A 17,401-nucleotide genomic window follows, 5' to 3' on the forward strand; every position below is an offset into this window, starting at 1 on the left:
AGTCAAGGCAGGTCTATCATATTTGTTAGCTCACGTAATCGATAGGAGACGCCATGGTCCTACCCAAGGCGGAAAAGGAATGGGGGGAGCGCGCGAGCGCCTTCCTGAAAGCTGAGATGAAGAAAGCCGACGTGACCTATGCCGAGTTGGTCAAGCGGCTGAAGAAGCACGGCCTCAAGGATGAAACCGAAGCCGGGATCACCATGAAGCTCAAGCGGGGATCGTTTACAGCGATCTTCTTTCTTGCGTGCGTTGCAGCGCTGGAGCTTGAACAGGTGGTTTTGGAGGAGATTTGAGGCATGGCGAGGCGTGTAATCCAATTTCGGCCACGCCCTCGATTGCCGTCGCCACAGTCCCCATATCTAAGTTATGCGGCCGTCGCGGCTATATCTGCCATCGCTGGGGCCGCCTTATGCTGGGCCGTCCTGTGCCAAATCTCTTGGCATCCGCTTTTGCTATTCAAGCACATCGCGGCGTTTCCAAATTGTGCGGCTGCACGCGCCGTTGGCTTGGCTCCATCCCGCCGAGGCGAACCGGGCTACTGGTCCAAGCACGATGCCGACGATGATGGCGTTGCATGTGAGAATTTTCGTCGATTTTAGCCGTGTGGCGTTTGCGCCATAATACCGCGCGGGCCGACATTGTCGGAGCGGATCAGCCGCAGGCGGTTGAGCCGTTCGGTGTCGGTGAGTCTTGTAGGGCTGGGCGAGCGGTCATGCATGCGGGGCGCTGCTTCGCCCAACCTGAGATTGTGATCAACTGCGACATTGGCGCAGCCGCGCGCGACGCGCTAAAAGCGCTGGGCAAGAAGCCGCCAAAAACCGTCAAGAAACAGGAATCCGCCGATGATTTCGCTTGCCGATCTCCAACGCCGCATCGCCTCCGGCGAATTGTCCACCGATGTCGCCATTGCGCAGACGCGGGACGCCATCGCGGCGCAGGACAAGACCATCGGCGCCTTCGTCCGCCTCGACGAGAAGGCGCGTGCGCAAACTTCCGGACCGCTGCGCGGGATTGCGGTCGGTATCAAGGACATCATCGATACCGCTGACCTCCCGACCGAGATGGGTGCCGCGATCTATCGCGGGCATCAGCCGCGCGCCGACGCGCCGGTCGTGATGGCGCTGAAGCAGGCCGGCGCCACCATCATCGGCAAGACCACGACAACGGCATTCGCGGCGAACGATCCGACCGCAACGCTCAATCCGCACAATCACGCGCACACGCCGGGCGGATCGTCGTCGGGCTCGGCCGCCGCGGTCGCCGCCGGGATGATCCCGCTCGCGCTCGGCACGCAGACCGGCGGCTCGGTGATCCGACCGGCCTCGTTCTGCGGCGTCGCCGCGATCAAGCCGAGCTACCGGCTGCTGCCGACCGTCGGCGTGAAATGCTTCTCCTGGACGCTCGATACCGTCGGGCTGTTCGGCGCCGGCGTGCGCGACGTCGCGCTGGGGCTCGCTGCGATGACGAAGCGGCCCGAGCTGGTGGTGCCGTCGAAGGTTTCCGCGCCGCGCATCGGCGTCGTCACGCAGGCCTTCGCCGGCGCGCCTGAACCTTCCGGCGCGGAGGCGTTGCAGAAGGCCGCGCGTGCGGCGGAGCAGGCCGGTGCGACCGTGCGCGAACTCGCGATGCCTGAGGTCGTCGCGGAGGCGTGGCGGATCCATCCGGTGGTGCAGGAGTTCGAGGCGCATCAGTCGTTCGCCTGGGAATACGGCCAGAACTACGATGCGATGCCGCCGCTGCTGCGCGGCCGGCTCGACGAGAGCAAGGGTGGCACGCCGGCGGAATACGACGCGGCGATGGACGTCACGCTGCGCGCACGGCAGGCGCTGGCTGCTGTTCTCACCGAGGTCGACGTGCTCGTGACGCTGTCGGCACCGGGCGCGGCACCCGAGGGTTTGGCGTCGACCGGCGATCCCCGTTACAACCGGCTCTGGACCTTGTTGGGCGTGCCCTGCGTCAATGTGCCGACGCTGACCGCCGAGGGCGGATTGCCGGTCGGCGTGACCGTGATCGCGGGTTTTGGCAATGATGCCAAAGCGCTGGCGGCCGCGAGCTTTGTCGAGGACGCGCTGAAGCGGTAGGCTTGGTCATTCCGGGGCGATGCGCCGCATCGAACCCGGAATCTCGCCCCACAACTTCTGGATTCCCCGGTGCGCAACTGCGCACCTGAGGTTCATCGCTGCGCGATGCCCCGGAATGACATACGTCACTTCCGCTCGCCGATCTTGCCCTCGGTACCGGCCTGCAGGCGCTGGATGTTCTCGCGGTGCATGTAGAACAGCAGCAGCGTCAGCACGGCGAACAGCGAGGCGAGCGCGTTATGGCCGAACCACCACAGGAACAGCGGCGTCACGAACGCGGCGATCAGCGCCGACAGCGACGAGTAGCGCGTGGTGTAGGCGGTGCCGAGCCAGATCACGGCGAAGATCAGCGCCGCCGGCCAGAACAGGCCGAGCAGCACGCCGAGATAGGTCGCGACACCCTTGCCGCCGCGAAACTTGAGCCAGACCGGGAAGAGGTGGCCGAGGAAAGCCCCCAGCGCCGCCAGCATCGCCGCGTTCGGGCCGTCGATGGTGCCGGCGATGATGACGGCGACGGTGCCCTTCAACATGTCGCCGAGCAGCGTCGCCGCGGCGAGGCCCTTGCGGCCGGTGCGCAGCACATTGGTGGCGCCGATATTGCCCGAGCCGACCGTGCGCAGATCCTGCGTGCCGGCCATCCTGGTCAGCACCATGCCGAACGGGATCGAGCCCAGCAGGTAGCCGATCAGGAAGGCGAGCGGCAGCAGCCCATCAGCAGACATCGCAGTGGTTCCCTGGAGCGGTCCGGCCCGAACGGGGCAGTGCCGTCAATGAAATATTAACCATAAATCCGCACCATGGCCTTGGTAATGAGGGAGCTTATCATGGCTTCTGTTCGCAGGCGGCTGGAGCAGTTTTTCTTTGTCGTTTACGTCGCGGCCATCGTCGTTGGCACAACGATGGAAGCGATGTCGCAACTCGCGTCGCGCTAAGTTCCACCCCAGTTTCAGACGTGCTCGTAAACGGTCCGTCCGCCGACGATCGTCCGCGTCACGCGGCCCGAGAAGCGGGCGTCGTCGAACGGCGTGTTCTTGCACAGTGATTTGAGATCGTCGCGGTCGAGGACCCAGGGCGTGTCGGCGTCGATCACGATGACGTCGGCCGGCGCGCCCGCGCGCAGCGTGCCGCCGGGCAGGCCGAGCAGCTCCGCCGGCCGTGTCGACATCGCCCGGATCAGCGTCTTGAAGTCCATCTCGCCATTGTGGATCAGCCGCAGCGCCGCCGGCAGCATGGTCTGCAGGCCGACTGCGCCGCTCGCCGCTTCCGCGAACGGCAGCCGCTTGACCTCGACGTCCTGCGGATTGTGGTCGCTCATCACGACGTCGATCAGCCCGGAGGCCAGCGCCGCGACCAGCGCCTTGCGGTCCTCCTCGGTGCGCAGCGGCGGGGCCAGCTTGAGGAAGGTGCGGTAGGGGCCGATGTCGTTCTCGTTCAGCGTCACGTGATTGATCGAGACCGAGGCCGAGACATTGTGGCCGGCGTCGCGGGCGCGCTTGAGGATCTCCAGCGACTCGATCGAGGTCAGCGAGGCTGCGTGATAGCGCCCGCCGGTCAAGCCTGCGAGCCGCATGTCGCGTTCGAGCATGATCGACTCGGCCGCGGTGGGAATGCCGGCGAGGCCGAGCCTTGTGGCGAATTCGCCCTCGTTCATCACGCCTTCGCCCACCAGATTCGGATCCTCGGTGTGATGCACGATCAGCGCGTCGAAATCGCGGGCATAGGTCAGCGCGCGCCGCATCACCTGGGCGTTGGTGACGCTGCGGTCGCCGTCGGTGAAGGCGACGGCGCCGGCGGCCTTGAGCAGGCCGATCTCGGTCATCTCCTGGCCCTGCATGCCCTTGGTCAGCGCCGCCATCGGATGGATGTTGACGATCGCGGTGTCGCGGGCCCGGCGCAGCACGAAGTCGACGGTCGCCGAATTGTCGATCACCGGCGAGGTGTCGGGCTGGCAGATGATGGTGGTGATGCCGCCGGCCGCGGCGGCCTGGCTGGCGGAGGCGAAAGTCTCGCGGTGGCTGGCGCCGGGCTCGCCGACAAAGGCGCGCATATCGATCAGGCCGGGGGCCACGATCTTGCCGGCGCAATTGACGATGTCTGTGCCTTCGGGGACGCCGGCGGCGCCGATGCCGCGCTTGGCGTCACGGATGACGCCGTCGGCGATCAGGACATCGCCCGGACCGTCGAAATCGCGCGACGGATCGATGACGCGGGCGTTGGCGAGCAGGATGGGGCGGCGGTCGGTCAGCATCGGTCTCACGCGTTTGGCAGGTTGCGGGCGAGCGCTTCCAGCACCGCCATACGCACTGCCACACCCATTTCAACTTGTTCACGGATCAGCGACTGCGCGCCGTCGGCGACGAAGGTGTCGATCTCGACACCGCGGTTCATCGGGCCCGGATGCATCACCAGCGCATCCGGCTTGGCATAGCCGAGCTTCTTCTGGTCGAGGCCGAAATAGTGGAAATACTCGCCCGACGACGGCACGAAGGAGCCGTTCATGCGCTCGCGCTGCAGCCGCAGCATCATCACGATGTCGGCGCCGTTCAGCCCCTCGCGCATGTCGCGCGCGACCTCGACGCCCATCCGCTCGATGCCGGGCGGCAGCAGGGTGGAGGGGGCCACCACGCGGACGCGTGCGCCCATCGTGTTGAGCAGGAAGATGTTGGAGCGCGCCACCCGCGAATGCAGCACGTCGCCGCAGATCGCGATCGTCAGCCCCTCGAGCCGGCCCTTGTTGCGGCGGATCGTCAGCGCGTCGAGCAGCGCCTGGGTCGGGTGCTCGTGGCTGCCGTCGCCGGCATTGATCACGGAACCGTCAACCTTGCGCGCCAGGAGCTCGACCGCGCCGGAGGCGTGGTGGCGCACCACCAGGATGTCCGGGTGCATCGCGTTCAGCGTCACCGCGGTGTCCATCAGGGTCTCGCCCTTGCGGGTCGACATCGACGACACCGACATGTTCATGACGTCGGCGCCCAGGCGTTTTCCGGCGATCTCGAACGAGGATTGGGTCCGGGTCGAGGCCTCGAAGAACAGATTGACCTGGGTACGGCCGCGCAGGCTGGCGCGCTTCTTGTCGACCTGGCGGTTGAGCTCGACATACTCCTCGGAGAGGTCGAGCAGGCCCGTGATGTCGTCAGCGGAAAGGCCCTCGATGCCCAGCAGATGCCGGTGACCGAGGACAAAAGTCGATTTCAATGATGGGGTCATTAAAGCGAGAGCTATAGGCGCGGATGGCCGGTGGGGCAAGCGCGAAGAGGGCTCGCGGGAGTTTTCCCCGAGTAAGATATCGCCGCCTTCCCGGCGGTCCTGCCGGGGCTCGCCGCGGGACATCCGCGCCTTGCTTTTGCGGGGGTTTCCGGAACAAGACGTGGATGGCGGGGCACAGGCGGAGCGGCAGCGACGCCGTCCTCCTGACGGGCTATACCCGGCCGTGACGCCGGAGCGAGACCTCGTGAAAATTGTCGTGATCGCATGGATGGCCATCGCATTGATCCCGGGGGCGATCTCGCCTGCCTTCGCTCAGAACTTGCCCGGCGACTTCGCGTTCCTTCGCGACATCGATCCGACCATCATCCAGGACATCCGCTACGCCGGCGCGAACAATTTCATGGGGCGGCCGATCGCGGGCTATGGCGCGGCGGAATGCGTGGTGAAGCGGGAGGTCGGGCTTAGGCTCAAGGCCGTGCAACAGGAACTGGCCCGGCAAAGACTGTCGCTGAAGATGTTCGATTGCTACCGGCCGGCTCGCGCCGTCGCCGACATGGTGGCATGGTCGAAGAACGACACCGAGACCGCCGCCGAGCGGCGCTACAACCCGGCCTTTTCGAAGGCGGACCTGTTCCGCCTCGGCTACATCGCCACCCATTCGGGCCATTCGACAGGGGCCGCGGTCGATCTCACGCTGGTCGATCTTGGCGCCGACAATTCGCGCAAGTTCGATCCGGCCAGGGACTATGCCGACTGCACCGCGCCAGCCGCCACGCGCGCTCCGGAGGGCAGCGTCGACATGGGCACCGGTTACGATTGTTCCGACCTGAAGGCCCACACCGCGACGGGCTCGATCACGCCTGCGCAGAGGCGCTGGCGCGCCATGCTGGTCGCGGCGATGGCCCGGCAAGCGTTCGCGAACTATGCCAAGGAATGGTGGCACTTTTCGCTGCCGGGGGCAGGCCGGCCAGCTTACGACTTCCCGATCGTCCGGGCGCGGTAGCGCGTTTTCGAGCGAAATGGACGCCGGTTGGCGCGAAGCTCTAGTGCAGGATTTTCCTCAAATCCGAAACATTTTCGCAAGACGACGCTTGCCATCGCAAAAGTAGCCGAGCGCACTTTCAACACTCCTTAATTGTGGCCGTATGAAGTGCGGGCAACACGGGAGCATGCAGCATGCGTTTCGCAGCCATTGCAATTGTCGTCGTCGGCGTCGCCGGAGTCTTGATCTACGATCGACACGACAAGAGCGCGAATTATCAGCGCGTCGATGCCCGCATCAGCGGCGTCAGCGAGCAATGCTATCTGGAAAAGGTCGAGCGCGGGGTCATCACCAAGACGACGTCGACCTCCGATCTGACTCGCTGCGAGATTGCCGAGCTGCTGCGCAAGGAGCATCCGAAGTGGCAGGGCTATGACGTGAAGCACAAGATCGAGGTGAAGGTCGTCTATGTCTCGCCGGTCGACGGGGCCACCCACCAGTCGAGCCTGCAGATGTCCTATTTCCCCAACGGCAAGCCGCTGCGCGCCGGGGACGTGTTTCCTGTCCTCGCCTCCAAGACCAAGGCGGACAAGACGCGTTCGATTTGACCGACGCTGTTCGACAGGACGGAAGCACAACCATGCGCCTTGGCCTCTACGCTATGATCGCTGTCGCCGTCGCGAGCTTCTATGTCTATAGCGAGCTCGACAAGCGGTTGAACTTCCGGCCGATCGATGCGCGCGTCAGCAGCGTCAAGGAACAATGCTACATGGAGAAGACCGAGGGGGCGCGAAGCTCGACCTTCGATCTGTTGCCGTGCGAGCTTACCGAGCTGCTGGCACGCCATCATCCGAAGTGGCAGGGCGCCGACATCAAGCACAAGATCGAGATCCGGTTTGCCTACATCTCGCCGGTGGACGGCGCCGCGCATGAGTCCAACCTGCAGTTGGCGGCCTATCCCGATAACCGGCAATTGAGCAGCGGCGACATTTTTCCTGTCCAGGCTCCCAGGAAGGAGGCGAACCGGACCCGCGTCAATGACTGGGTCGACCGCTGGCTCGGCCGCCATGCGCCCAAGCGCGCAAGCATCTAAAGCATGGAAGCATCCAGCGGACGTGTACTTTTCGCTGCCCCGCGTCGGCTCGCAGGCTTATGATCCTCCGATTCCATTGCGCCGCGGCTGGCCCGTGATCCCGGCCGGAAGAGGCCGGTTGTCCAGGCCGCATGCGTGCAGACCAGTTGCCGAGGAGACCATGACGCAGGCTCCGTTTGCCACCCACGACGTCTTCAACCAGTCGCCGCCGTTCGAAAATATCGACCTGTTCACGGTGGATGCGCCGCTCGCCGCGGCGGTTGCCGCCAATGGCGGGGCGGCGGCAACGGCTGAGCTGTCGGATTTCGGCAAGCATTGGGGATCCGCCGCCATGGCGGAGCGCGGCCGCGTTGCCAACGAGAACACGCCGAAACTGCGGCTGTTCGATGCCAGGGGCAATCGCCGCGACGAGGTCGAGTTTCACCCGGCCTATCACGAGCTGATGGCGCACTCCGCGCATGCCGGCGTGCACAATTCGACCTGGAGCGCCGACGGCAGGCCGGCCGGCGGGGCGGCCGAGGTGGTGCGCGCGGCAAGGTTCTACATCGCCGCGCAGGTCGAGACCGGCCATCTCTGCCCGATCACGATGACGCGCGCCTCGGTCGCGGCGCTGGCCTCGCAGCCGGACATTCTGGCGAAGACGATGCCGGTGATCGAAACGCGCGCCTACGATCCCACCTTCGCGCCGTGGTGGACCAAGCGCGGCATGACCCTCGGCATGGGCATGACGGAAAAGCAGGGCGGCACGGATGTGCGCGCCAACATGACGCGCGCCGAGCGCGACGGCGGGGCCTGGCGCATCACCGGGCACAAATGGTTCATGTCGGCGCCGATGTGCGACGCCTTCCTGGTGCTGGCGCAGACCATGAATGGGCTGAGCTGCTTCTTCATGCCGCGCTTTGCGCCCGACGGCACGGTCAACGCGATCCACTTCCAGCGCCTGAAGGACAAGCTCGGCAACCGCTCCAATGCCTCGTCGGAGGTCGAATTCCACAGCGCCTATGCCGAGCTGATCGGCGAGGAAGGCAAGGGCATCCGCACCATCATCCAGATGGTGCAGCTGACGCGGCAGGATTGCGCGATCGCATCCGCCGGGCTGATGCGCTCGGGGCTGGCGCATGCGCACCATCACGCGCGGCATCGCAGCGTGTTCCAGAAACACCTCGCCGACCAGCCGCTGATGCAGGCGGTGCTGTCGGACATGGCGCTGCATGTCGAGGCGTCCATCGCGCTGGTGATGCGGCTCTGCCGTGCCTTCGATCGCGCACCGGGCGATGCGGGTGAGGCCGCCTATATGCGGCTGCTGACGCCGGCGATCAAATACTGGACCTGCAAGAGCGCGCCCGGCTTCCTCTATGAGGCGATGGAGTGCCTCGGCGGCAATGGCTATGTCGAGGAAGGCATTTTGGCGCGCCATTACCGGGAGTCGCCGGTCAACGCGATCTGGGAGGGGTCCGGCAACGTGATGTGCCTCGACGTGCTGCGCGCGCTCGGCCGCGAGGCCGATGCCGCGCTCGCGGTGCTGCGCGCGCTCGCCGAGGAGACCAGGGGCCTGCCCGGCGCCGCCGAGGCTGTTGCCTCGATCGGGCAGTCGTTCCGGCGGCCGGACAGCGAGCGCGTCGCGCGGCTTGCGGTCGAGCAGCTGGCGCTCCTGGCGGCAACCGCGGCGCTCAACCAGGTCTCGCCGAAAAACGCCGAACTGTTCGCGGTGACACGGCTTGCCGAACGCCACGCCGGCATGTACGGCGCGGTGGACTTATCCGATGCCGATCAGCGCGCGCTGCTGGCGCGGGCGCTGCCATGACCACATTGACCACCGTCATGCCCGGCCTTGTGCCGGGCATCCACGTCTTTGCTTCGACAGGGCAAGGAAAGACGTGGATGGCCGGGACAAGCCCGGCCATGACGAATTGATAGAGCCGAGGTTCGCTGATGGATTCTCTCACGCCGCAAGACGCGACTGCCGCGATCGAACCGCCGCCGCTCCCCCCGCGGGTCTGGAAATTCTGGGGCACCGCGCTGTGGGGCCTGTTGATCTTCGCCGCGATGTTCGTCGGCCAGGTCACGGTCATCGTCTGGCGCATCGTCGCGCAGGGCGGCGAGGTGTCGACGGCCGGCATCACTCATGTGGTCGCCGACGGCCTGACGATCTCGCTCTCGGTCCTCGCCGGCCTGCCGATGGTGCTGCTGGTGCTGTGGTTCGCGATCCGCCGGACCCGGATCCCGTTCGCCGATTACCTCGGGCTGCGCGGGACGTCGTGGAAGAACGTGATCATCGGCATCGTCGCGCTCGTCGTGCTGGTCGGAGCCTGGGACATGGTGTCCCGCGCCGCCGGCCGCGAGGTGTCGCCGGGCTTCATGGGCGACGTGCTGAAATCGGCGCAGGAGCACAGTGCACTGTGGCTCCTGGTGATCGCCTTCGCCGTGGCCGCGCCGCTCTGGGAGGAACTGTTCGCACGCGGCTGGCTCTACCGCGGCTGGTCGGAATCCGCGCTCGGACCCTATGGCGCGATCCTGCTGTCGTCGATCGTCTGGACGGTGATGCACCTGCAGTACGACTGGTTCTTCCTCTGCCAGGTGCTGACGATCGGCCTCCTGTTCGGCTATTTGCGCTTCCGCACCGGCTCGACCTGGCTGACCATCCTGCTGCACGGGCTGAACAATTTTGCGGCGACGATCCAGACCTGGTGGCTGGCTGGCTGAGAGTTCCCTATGCTAGGTTGAAGCTAGGCCCACCTTCGCTGCAACGTTGTTGCAGAAGAATCCCATATGTCGAACTTCGAGAATGCCAACGCGCCGGTACCGGCACCGCCGCAGCGGACCTGGGATTTCGTGGAGACGGCATTCGTCATCCTGATCGCTTACGGCGTTTTTACGCTGGTTGGAGATTGGGCCATGACGATCATCATCGCGGCGCAAGACGGCGTAGCCAGAATGTCGCCGGCTCAATTGCGGGATTTCGCCGCCCAGGGGCGATGGTACGGCGCTGGCCTTACCATCGCGAGCCCCTTGACGATCGGCGTGCTCTGGATCGCGATCCGGAAGGCTCGCCGCGGGTTCGAGGAATATCTCGCGCTCAACTGGCCGAGCCCGGCCGAAGCCATGCGCGCATTTGCAATCTTTGCCGGCATTCTGCTCGGTGAATCGGTCATCAATTCGAGTGTTGGTGGCGAGGGGGCCGCGGTGGATGACCCGGTCTTCGTGGTCAAGGGCGCGAACGGCTTGATGATCCTGCTCATCGGTACCTGCATTGCAGGACCCATCATGGAAGAGTTCCTCATTCGTGGCTTCTTGTATCGCGGCTGGTCGGAGTCGTTTCTGGGTCCGATCGGAGCGATCGTTCTGACCGCCGCCGTCTGGGCTATGACCCACACACAGTATGACGTTTATGGGAAGTTGGAGATATTCGGGATGGGATTGGCGCTGGGCTATTGCCGTTGGCGCAGCAACTCAACCTGGCTGACGGTCATGATCCATTCCGCCCTCAACACATTCATCTTTTTCGTGACAGGCCCGTATGTCTAGGGCCCAACGGCTGCGATCACGATTGGCATCGTGATGTCCGGGATCGTCTGCGGCGTGATCATCATCCGGAACCAGCGCCGGTGCGTCGCCAGCCATCGGAAGGTTGGAGGATGCCAGCGGCCCCCTCGAGTGCTATGATCTAGATCAATGAATGAGCGCGGGCCGGACTGAAACCAGGCAGCGGCGGCTGCCGTCGTGCGAGCTCTTCTCATGGCTATCTTGATCCGAGCACTCCTGGCCGGCGTCGTCGCGCTGGCGTCTCTCGGCGCCATCACGCAGCAGGTGCGCGACCAGGGCGTTACCGACACCGAAATCCGCATCGGCAATGTCATGCCGTATAGCGGCGCGCTGGAGATTTTCGGCCAGATCGGCAAGGCGGAAGCCGCCTATTTCGAGATGATCAACGAACGCGGCGGCATCAATGGCCGCAAGATCCGCTTCATGTCCTATGACGATCTGTCAGATCCCTCCAACGCCATGGATCTCACGCGAATTCTGGTCGAGACCGACAATGTGCTCTTGATGTTCGGTTCGTTCGGCACGCCGGGGAATCTCGCGGTGCGGAAGTATCTCAACGAACGCAAGATCCCCCAGCTTTTCGTTGCTTCCGGCGATCACGAGCTCAGCGAGCCGTCGCGTTATCCGTGGACCATGGGCTGGCAGCCTTCGTATCGCGAGGAGGGACGCATCTACGCGAACTACATCCAGGCTTTCTATCCCGGCAAGAAAATCGTGGCGCTTTGGGAGAATGACCAGTTCGGGCGCGAATTGTTCAAGGGACTGGTGCAAGGGCTGGGCGACGTCGCCCACAACATCAGGGTCGACATCGCCTATGATGTCGACGATCAGCACCTGGACGGCCACGTCTCGATCCTGAAGCAATCTGGCGCCGAGGTCTTCGTGTTTGCCGGAGTACCGGAAAATGCCGCCAAGGTGATCCGCGCGGCGGCCGACCACGGCTGGCGGCCGGTGTTCGTCGTGAACCAGATGGCGTCATCGATCGAGACGGTGCTCAAGCGGGCCGGCACGGAGAATGCGACCGGCGTCATCACCGCCGCGTTCCTGAAGGATGCGAGCGATCCGGCCTGGAGGGCGGAGCAGGGCGCCTGGTACAGCTTCCTGGACAAGTATACCAAAGCCGGCGGCAAGGATGACGCGGCCGCAGTCTACGGCTATGCCGCCGCCGAAACGATGGTCGAGGTGCTCAGGCAATGCGGCAACGACCTGTCGCGCGAGAACGTCATGAAGCAGGCCGCGGCGCTCAGGGATTATCAGGCGTCCGCCTTGCTCCCCGGCATCAAGATCAACACCGCTCAGTTCCGACCGGTCGAGCAATTGCGGTTGCTTCAGTTCGATGGCCGTAGCTGGCAGCCGATCGGGGATGTGCTCGATACGGCGTTCGCCGGTTCGGCCGGGAAATAGCGGCGATCAGGAGAAGCCGTACAAGCTGCACCCAGTCGTTGCAGGCCCTCGCTCTTGCTGAAGCGCAAGGGCGAGTTGTGGCGCTACGTCGCTGGGACTCGCGGGCTGGTCTATTGCGGGAGGGCGCGCGCCGCTCGGCGCCGACGGGGCTTCAAAAGAGACGCGACTTCGAAAGTGATGACTTGTTGCGCGGATGGCACAGGAGCCCGCGGCCAAATCAGGTACATTGATACTGTATTGAAAGACTTTTCATCACCCGGAGCATTGCGTTGGCGTCAGACGCAGTCAGTCTGGCTGATACTACAAGCGTAGCGGACGCGGCGGCTGCTACAGCGCCTTTTCGCGTAAAGATCGTGACGCGCGACGAAATCGCCGGTTGTCCCGCTTGGGCTGCCAGTTTCGCCGACCTGCGCAAGGATCACCGTTACTACGAGATCCTGGAGGATACGCTCCGCGAGCGTGTCGAGTACCGGTACTTCGCGATCATCGACCGGGCGGGCTGTCTCCACGCCGTCCAGCCGTTCTTTCTTCTCGACCAGGACGTTCTCGAGGGACTTGGAGCGGAATGGCAGCCGCTGCTGGCGCGCATCCGAGGCTTCGTTCCCGGGTTTCTCAAAATGCGAACCCTGATGGTCGGATGCTTCGCCGGTGAAGGGCATCTTGCCGGATCAAGCACGGTGCCGTCCGGCAAGATCGCCGAGATTCTTTGCGGCGAAATCGTCACGCTCGCCCGATCGTGCGGGGCGCAACTCATCGTCCTGAAGGAATTTCCTGCGCGCTACCGGCCGGTGCTGGATTGCTTCGTCCGGCGCGGCTTCGCCCGTGCGCCGAGCATGCCGATGACGGCGCTCAATATCGAGCACGACGACTTCGATGCCTACATGCAAAATGCGCTGCCGCGATCGGCACGCTGGCAGCTCCGCAAGAAATTCAAGGCAACCGATGGTGAAACCATAGCCCTTACCGTCACCGACGACGCAAGGGATGCCGTCGACGAGATCTATCCGCTCTACCTGCAGGTCTTCGACCGCTCGAAATTCCGTTTCGAGAAACTGACAGCCGACTATCTTCGCCGGCTCGGCAGCGACATGAAGGACAAGGTCCGCTTCTTCATCTGGCGCCGTGGCGGGAAGGTGATCGCCTTCAGCCTTTGCATGGTCGAAGGCGACAGTCTGTTCTGGGAGTATGTCGGCCTCGACTATGCTGTCGCACTCGACCTTCATCTTTATTACTACACCATTCGCGACATGATGAATTGGGCGATCGCCAACGGTTACAGGTGGCTTCGAAGCACGGGTCTCAGCTACGAACCGAAATTCCGGATGCGGCATGACCTCGATCCGCTCGACCTCTATGTGCGGCTTCGCTCTCCGCTTCCGAACGCGATCTTCAGGCTCCTGTTGCCCTGGATCGTACCGGCCCGCTATGACAAGACCTTGCGCAAATTCGCGAACTATCGCGAAGTCTGGTAGCGACCGATTGCGCGGCGATATTCAAGGCCGATCGGGTACGCCTTCTAAAGCCCCACCGCGGCAATCACGATCGGCATCGTGATCGCGGCCAGAATTGTCTGCAGCGTGATGATCTGGGCGAGTAGCGGCGCGTCGCCGCCCATCTGGCGCGCCAGCACATAGGCTGACGGCGAGGTCGGCACCGCGGCGCAGGCCGCGACGATGGCGAGGTTGGACCCGGTGACGCCGAACCACACCGCGAGCGCGACGGTCAGCGCCGGCATCAGCACGAGTTTCAGCACCAATGCCGCGCTGGCAGCGAGGCTGGGGCGAAAGATGCCTTCCAGATGCAGCCCGGCCCCGGTGACGAGCAGGCCGATCGCCAGCGACGAGCCGCCGAGCGCGTCGGCGACGTCATACCAGATCTGTGGCAGCGGGATGTGCGCGACATTGATGACGAGCCCGATGACGCAGGCCCAGATCAGCGGGTTCTGTACGACAGTCATCACGATGGCGCCGGTCGAACGCTTCTCGGACGAGGCATATTTCGCCAACACGGCGACGCTGAACACATTGACCAGCGGGATGATCGCGACCATCGCGACCGAAGCCAGGGCAAGGCCTGTGCTGCCATAGAGATTGCGCGACACCGACAGCGCGACATAGGTCTGCCAACGGGTCGCGCCCTGGAAGATCGAGGTGAAGGCGGGGCCGTCGACGCCGGCGCGCGCCAGCGGGCCGCGCAGCGCGAGGCAGAATAGCGACATCACCAGCGCCGCGAGCAGCAGCGCGCCGCCGACGCCCGCGACCGGCACCGTGGTCAGGTCGGCCTTCACCAGTGTCTGCACCAGGAGCACCGGGAACAGCACGTAATAGGTCAGCCGCTCCAGCCCGTGCCATTGCGTATCGAGCGGCATCAGCGTGCGCTTCAGGACGAAGCCGAGCACGATCAAGAGGAACACCGGCAGCAGCGCCGCGATCACCACGACCATGGTCAGCGCTCACCGCGCAGCTTCGCGAGCCGGTCCAGCGCACCCTGCAGGATGAAGATCGCGGCGTGCTCGTCGATTACCTCGGCGCGACGAGCGCGGCTGACGTCCATCCCGATCAGCTCACGCTCGACCGCCGCAGTCGAGAGCCGCTCGTCCCACAGCCCGATCGCAAGCGCGGTGAGGCCGGCGAGGTTGCGGGCAAACGCCCGGGTCGACTGCGCGCGCGGGCCTTCGCTGCCGTCCATGTTGATCGGCAGGCCGAGCACGAAGCCGACGGCATTGCGTTCGGCGGCGATCGCGAGCAGCCGCGCCGCATCGGCCTTGAACTGCTTGCGCTGGATGGTCTCGACGCCAGTCGCCAGCCGTCGGTCCGGATCGGAGGCGGCAACCCCGATGGTCTTGGTGCCGAGGTCGAGGCCGACAAGCGCGCCGCGCTCGGGCCAGTGCGGCGCAGCTTCGATCAGGGGAAGGATGGGGGCGAGCATGGCGCTAGCGCTTAGCACGCAGCCGCGCGCCGAGGCAAAGCCCGGCACTGCCGTGGCGTCCATGCGAAAACGCCGGTCAGGCGGCGATCACCCGCTCGTCGCCACCGAGGCACGCGGCCAGCCCCTGCAATGCGCTGTACTGATGCGCGGTGCGGCGCTGGATGAACAGCGTCTCGACATGCGCATGCTGCGGACTGAGCTTGTGGATGTTGATGTCGCGCTGGACGTGATCGCGATCGACGACGGCGCGCGGCAGCAGGGTGACGCCCATGTCGGCGGCGACGCAGCCGACCATGCCGTCGAGCGTGCCGAACTCGAAGCGGACCGCCGACGGCCAGCCGAACTCGGTGAACACCTGTTCGAGACGCTGCCGGTAGGTGCAGCCGGTGCGGAACACCAGCGCGGTCGGGCCCGACTCCGGCGTGCCGGCGCGCAACGCGGCCAGCGATTTCCAGCGCTGCGCAGTGACCAGCACCAGTTCCTCGGTGAATGCTGATGTGGCTGACAGTTCGGCATGCTCGATCGGGCCGGCGACAAAGGCGCCGTCGAGCGTGCCGTCGAGCACGGCGGCCACGAGGTCGGCGGTCGGCGCGGTGCGCAAGGTCAGGCGCACCGCCGGATAGCGGCGATGAAACTCGGCGAGCAGCGTCGGCAGCCGCACCGCAGCGGTGGTTTCCATCGAACCGATCGACAGCGGACCCTTCGGCTCGCCATCGTCGCGCGCGGCGAGCACGGCTTCGCGCGACAGCGCCGCCATGCGCTGCGCATAGGGCAACAGGCGGCGGCCGGCGCCGGTCAGCGACATGCCGCGGCTGTGGCGCTCGAACAGCGCGGTGCCGATCTCGGCCTCCAGCGCCTTGATGCGCTGGGTGACGTTCGACTGCACGGTGTTCAGCTCGTCGGCGGCCCGGGTGATGCCGCCGAGCCGCGCGACCGTGGAAAAGGTGAGCAGGTCGGTCAATTCCATCTGGGACCACCGTTCTGATTTAGAGATGGTAGCGTTCTCTAGTATTCATTATCCGAGAATGTTAGGCCCGCTTAGGCTGCAAGTCCAGAACAGCAAGTCCAGAACAGGGAGCAAGCGCATGCCGATCAGCACCGAATTGACGGCACGTCTGGACATAGAGCATCCGATCCTGCTCGCGCCGATGGACACGATTGCCGGCAGCGGGCTGGTCAAGGCGGTCAGCGCCGCCGGCGGCTTCGGCATTCTGGGCGGCGGCTACGGCGACAAGACGCGGCTCGAGACCGAGACCGCGAAGCTGAAGGGTTTTGCAAAGCCGTTCGGCATCGGCTTCATCACCTGGAGTCTCGCCAGGCAGCCCGAGCTGATCGACATCGCGCTGGATGCGCGGCCGCGCGCGGTGATGCTGTCATTCGGCGATCCCGCGCCGTTCGCGCCGAAGATCAAGGCCGCAGGCGCGCTGCTGATCTGCCAGGTGCAGAACGAGGAGATGGCGCGGCAGGCGCTCGATTGCGGCGCCGACATCCTGATCGCGCAGGGCACGGAGGCGGGCGGTCACGGCGCATCGCGCACCACGCTCGACATCGTGCCGGCGATCATCGATTTCGCGGCGGGGCGCGTGCCTGTGGTCGCGGCCGGCGGCATCGCGGACGGGCGTGGCTTAGCTGCGATGATGATGCTCGGCGCATCCGGCGTGCTGATGGGAACGCGCTTCTACGCCAGCGTCGAGGCCGACGCGGCCGAGCAGGCCAAGCAGCTGATCTGTGCGGCAAAGAGCGGCGAGACGGTGCGCGGCGTGGTGTTCGACTGGTCGCGCAAGCTGATGTGGCCGGCGCCGTTCACCGCGCGTTCGCTTGCCAACGATCATCTGCGGCGCTGGAGCGGGCGCGAGATCGAGCTGATGCAGCGCGCTGACGAGGTCGCGGTGGAGTACGCCGCCGCGAAGGCCGCGGCCAATTTCGATGTCGCCGCGGTGTTTGCCGGCGAGTCCGTCGGCCTGATCCATGATATCGTTCCGGCGGCCGAGATCGTCGGCCGCATCGTCGCCGAGGCCGAGCAGTCGCTGCAGGGCCGGCGCAACTTTTTTCCTTCTCCCCTTGTGGGAGAAGGTGGCGCGGACGCAGTCCGCGACGGATGAGGGGTCTGTCCCCGCGGAGGGAAACCCCTCACCCGCGCTCGCCTTGCGAGCGCACCCT

The 17,401-nt window shown here is 65.2% G+C and carries 19 protein-coding genes; 12 read left to right on the forward strand and 7 right to left on the reverse strand.

Features of this window, described 5'->3' with window-relative positions; genetic code table 11:
• Positions 1-53: 53 nt before the first annotated feature.
• Together J2R78_RS34145 and J2R78_RS34150 are read left to right on the forward strand one after the other, a co-directional pair.
• Complete coding sequence (locus J2R78_RS34145) at positions 54-296, forward strand: DUF6471 domain-containing protein (RefSeq protein ID WP_253608365.1); 243 nt, start codon at positions 54-56, stop codon at positions 294-296.
• A 3-nt stretch (positions 297-299) separates the two neighbouring features.
• Entirely contained in the window at positions 300-602 is a 303-nt protein-coding gene (locus J2R78_RS34150; RefSeq protein ID WP_253608366.1) for an excalibur calcium-binding domain-containing protein, read from the forward strand.
• Here J2R78_RS34150 and J2R78_RS45455 read toward each other — a convergent pair.
• On the reverse strand, positions 599-721 hold the full coding sequence (locus J2R78_RS45455) for a hypothetical protein (protein WP_375167082.1): 123 nt from the start codon (positions 719-721) through the stop codon (positions 599-601). The two genes, J2R78_RS34150 and J2R78_RS45455, sit on opposite strands and share 4 nt — an antisense overlap.
• 124 nt (positions 722-845) lie before the next feature.
• On the opposite strand from J2R78_RS45455, the gene J2R78_RS34155 reads away from it, so the two are divergent.
• On the forward strand, positions 846-2,084 hold the full coding sequence (locus J2R78_RS34155) for an amidase (protein WP_253608367.1): 1,239 nt from the start codon (positions 846-848) through the stop codon (positions 2,082-2,084).
• 125 nt (positions 2,085-2,209) lie between these two features.
• On the opposite strand, the gene plsY is transcribed toward J2R78_RS34155, so the two are convergent.
• The 3 genes from plsY to J2R78_RS34170 form a co-directional block, all read right to left on the reverse strand.
• Positions 2,210-2,806 carry a glycerol-3-phosphate 1-O-acyltransferase PlsY gene (gene plsY, locus J2R78_RS34160; protein WP_076834465.1) on the reverse strand — a complete coding sequence of 199 codons (597 nt, stop codon included), beginning with the start codon at positions 2,804-2,806 and terminating at the stop codon, positions 2,210-2,212.
• A gap of 224 nt (positions 2,807-3,030) precedes the next feature.
• A complete protein-coding gene (locus tag J2R78_RS34165; RefSeq protein WP_141341912.1) occupies positions 3,031-4,332 on the reverse strand; it encodes a dihydroorotase in 1,302 nt (433 codons plus the stop codon).
• A 5-nt stretch (positions 4,333-4,337) separates the two neighbouring features.
• The gene (locus J2R78_RS34170) at positions 4,338-5,291 is read right to left on the reverse strand and encodes an aspartate carbamoyltransferase catalytic subunit (protein WP_026192854.1); all 954 of its coding nucleotides are present in this window, start codon (positions 5,289-5,291) and stop codon (positions 4,338-4,340) included.
• A 268-nt stretch (positions 5,292-5,559) separates the two neighbouring features.
• On the opposite strand from J2R78_RS34170, the gene J2R78_RS34175 reads away from it, so the two are divergent.
• The 8 genes from J2R78_RS34175 (at position 5,560) to J2R78_RS34210 (ending at position 13,785) form a co-directional block, all read left to right on the forward strand.
• A complete protein-coding gene (locus J2R78_RS34175; RefSeq protein ID WP_253609995.1) occupies positions 5,560-6,294 on the forward strand; it encodes a M15 family metallopeptidase in 735 nt (244 codons plus the stop codon).
• 173 nt (positions 6,295-6,467) lie between these two features.
• A complete protein-coding gene (locus J2R78_RS34180) occupies positions 6,468-6,881 on the forward strand; it encodes a hypothetical protein (protein WP_092078151.1) in 414 nt (137 codons plus the stop codon).
• A 32-nt stretch (positions 6,882-6,913) separates the two neighbouring features.
• Positions 6,914-7,366: a hypothetical protein gene (locus J2R78_RS34185; protein ID WP_253608368.1), complete on the forward strand. Its 453-nt coding sequence runs from the start codon at positions 6,914-6,916 to the stop codon at positions 7,364-7,366.
• A 160-nt stretch (positions 7,367-7,526) separates the two neighbouring features.
• Complete coding sequence (locus J2R78_RS34190; protein ID WP_253608369.1) at positions 7,527-9,170, forward strand: acyl-CoA dehydrogenase family protein; 1,644 nt, start codon at positions 7,527-7,529, stop codon at positions 9,168-9,170.
• 128 nt (positions 9,171-9,298) lie between these two features.
• On the forward strand, positions 9,299-10,069 hold the full coding sequence (locus tag J2R78_RS34195; protein WP_141341898.1) for a CPBP family intramembrane glutamic endopeptidase: 771 nt from the start codon (positions 9,299-9,301) through the stop codon (positions 10,067-10,069).
• 66 nt (positions 10,070-10,135) lie between these two features.
• Complete coding sequence (locus tag J2R78_RS34200; protein ID WP_253608370.1) at positions 10,136-10,891, forward strand: CPBP family intramembrane glutamic endopeptidase; 756 nt, start codon at positions 10,136-10,138, stop codon at positions 10,889-10,891.
• 210 nt (positions 10,892-11,101) lie between these two features.
• Positions 11,102-12,313 carry an ABC transporter substrate-binding protein gene (locus J2R78_RS34205; protein ID WP_253608371.1) on the forward strand — a complete coding sequence of 404 codons (1,212 nt, stop codon included), beginning with the start codon at positions 11,102-11,104 and terminating at the stop codon, positions 12,311-12,313.
• A gap of 353 nt (positions 12,314-12,666) precedes the next feature.
• Complete coding sequence (locus J2R78_RS34210) at positions 12,667-13,785, forward strand: GNAT family N-acetyltransferase (RefSeq protein WP_253608372.1); 1,119 nt, start codon at positions 12,667-12,669, stop codon at positions 13,783-13,785.
• Positions 13,786-13,829: 44 nt separating this feature from the next.
• Here J2R78_RS34210 and J2R78_RS34215 read toward each other — a convergent pair whose 3' ends face one another.
• The 3 genes from J2R78_RS34215 to J2R78_RS34225 all read right to left on the reverse strand — a co-directional run bounded on the left by J2R78_RS34215 (position 13,830) and on the right by J2R78_RS34225 (position 16,208).
• Complete coding sequence (locus J2R78_RS34215) at positions 13,830-14,756, reverse strand: AEC family transporter (protein ID WP_225158880.1); 927 nt, start codon at positions 14,754-14,756, stop codon at positions 13,830-13,832.
• Between the two features lie 2 nt (positions 14,757-14,758).
• On the reverse strand, positions 14,759-15,241 hold the full coding sequence (gene ruvX, locus J2R78_RS34220) for a Holliday junction resolvase RuvX (protein WP_253609996.1): 483 nt from the start codon (positions 15,239-15,241) through the stop codon (positions 14,759-14,761).
• A 76-nt stretch (positions 15,242-15,317) separates the two neighbouring features.
• Positions 15,318-16,208 carry a LysR family transcriptional regulator gene (locus J2R78_RS34225; protein WP_253608373.1) on the reverse strand — a complete coding sequence of 297 codons (891 nt, stop codon included), beginning with the start codon at positions 16,206-16,208 and terminating at the stop codon, positions 15,318-15,320.
• A gap of 118 nt (positions 16,209-16,326) precedes the next feature.
• Between J2R78_RS34225 and J2R78_RS34230 the strand changes: the two genes are divergently transcribed.
• Positions 16,327-17,343 (forward strand): nitronate monooxygenase family protein, encoded by a 1,017-nt coding sequence (locus J2R78_RS34230; protein ID WP_253608374.1) that lies wholly within the window; start codon positions 16,327-16,329, stop codon positions 17,341-17,343.
• Positions 17,344-17,401: the final 58 nt, after the last annotated feature.

Origin of the sequence: Bradyrhizobium sp. USDA 4538 (assembly GCF_024171045.1) — a bacterium.
GTDB classification, from domain to species: Bacteria; Pseudomonadota; Alphaproteobacteria; order Rhizobiales; family Xanthobacteraceae; genus Bradyrhizobium; species Bradyrhizobium australafricanum.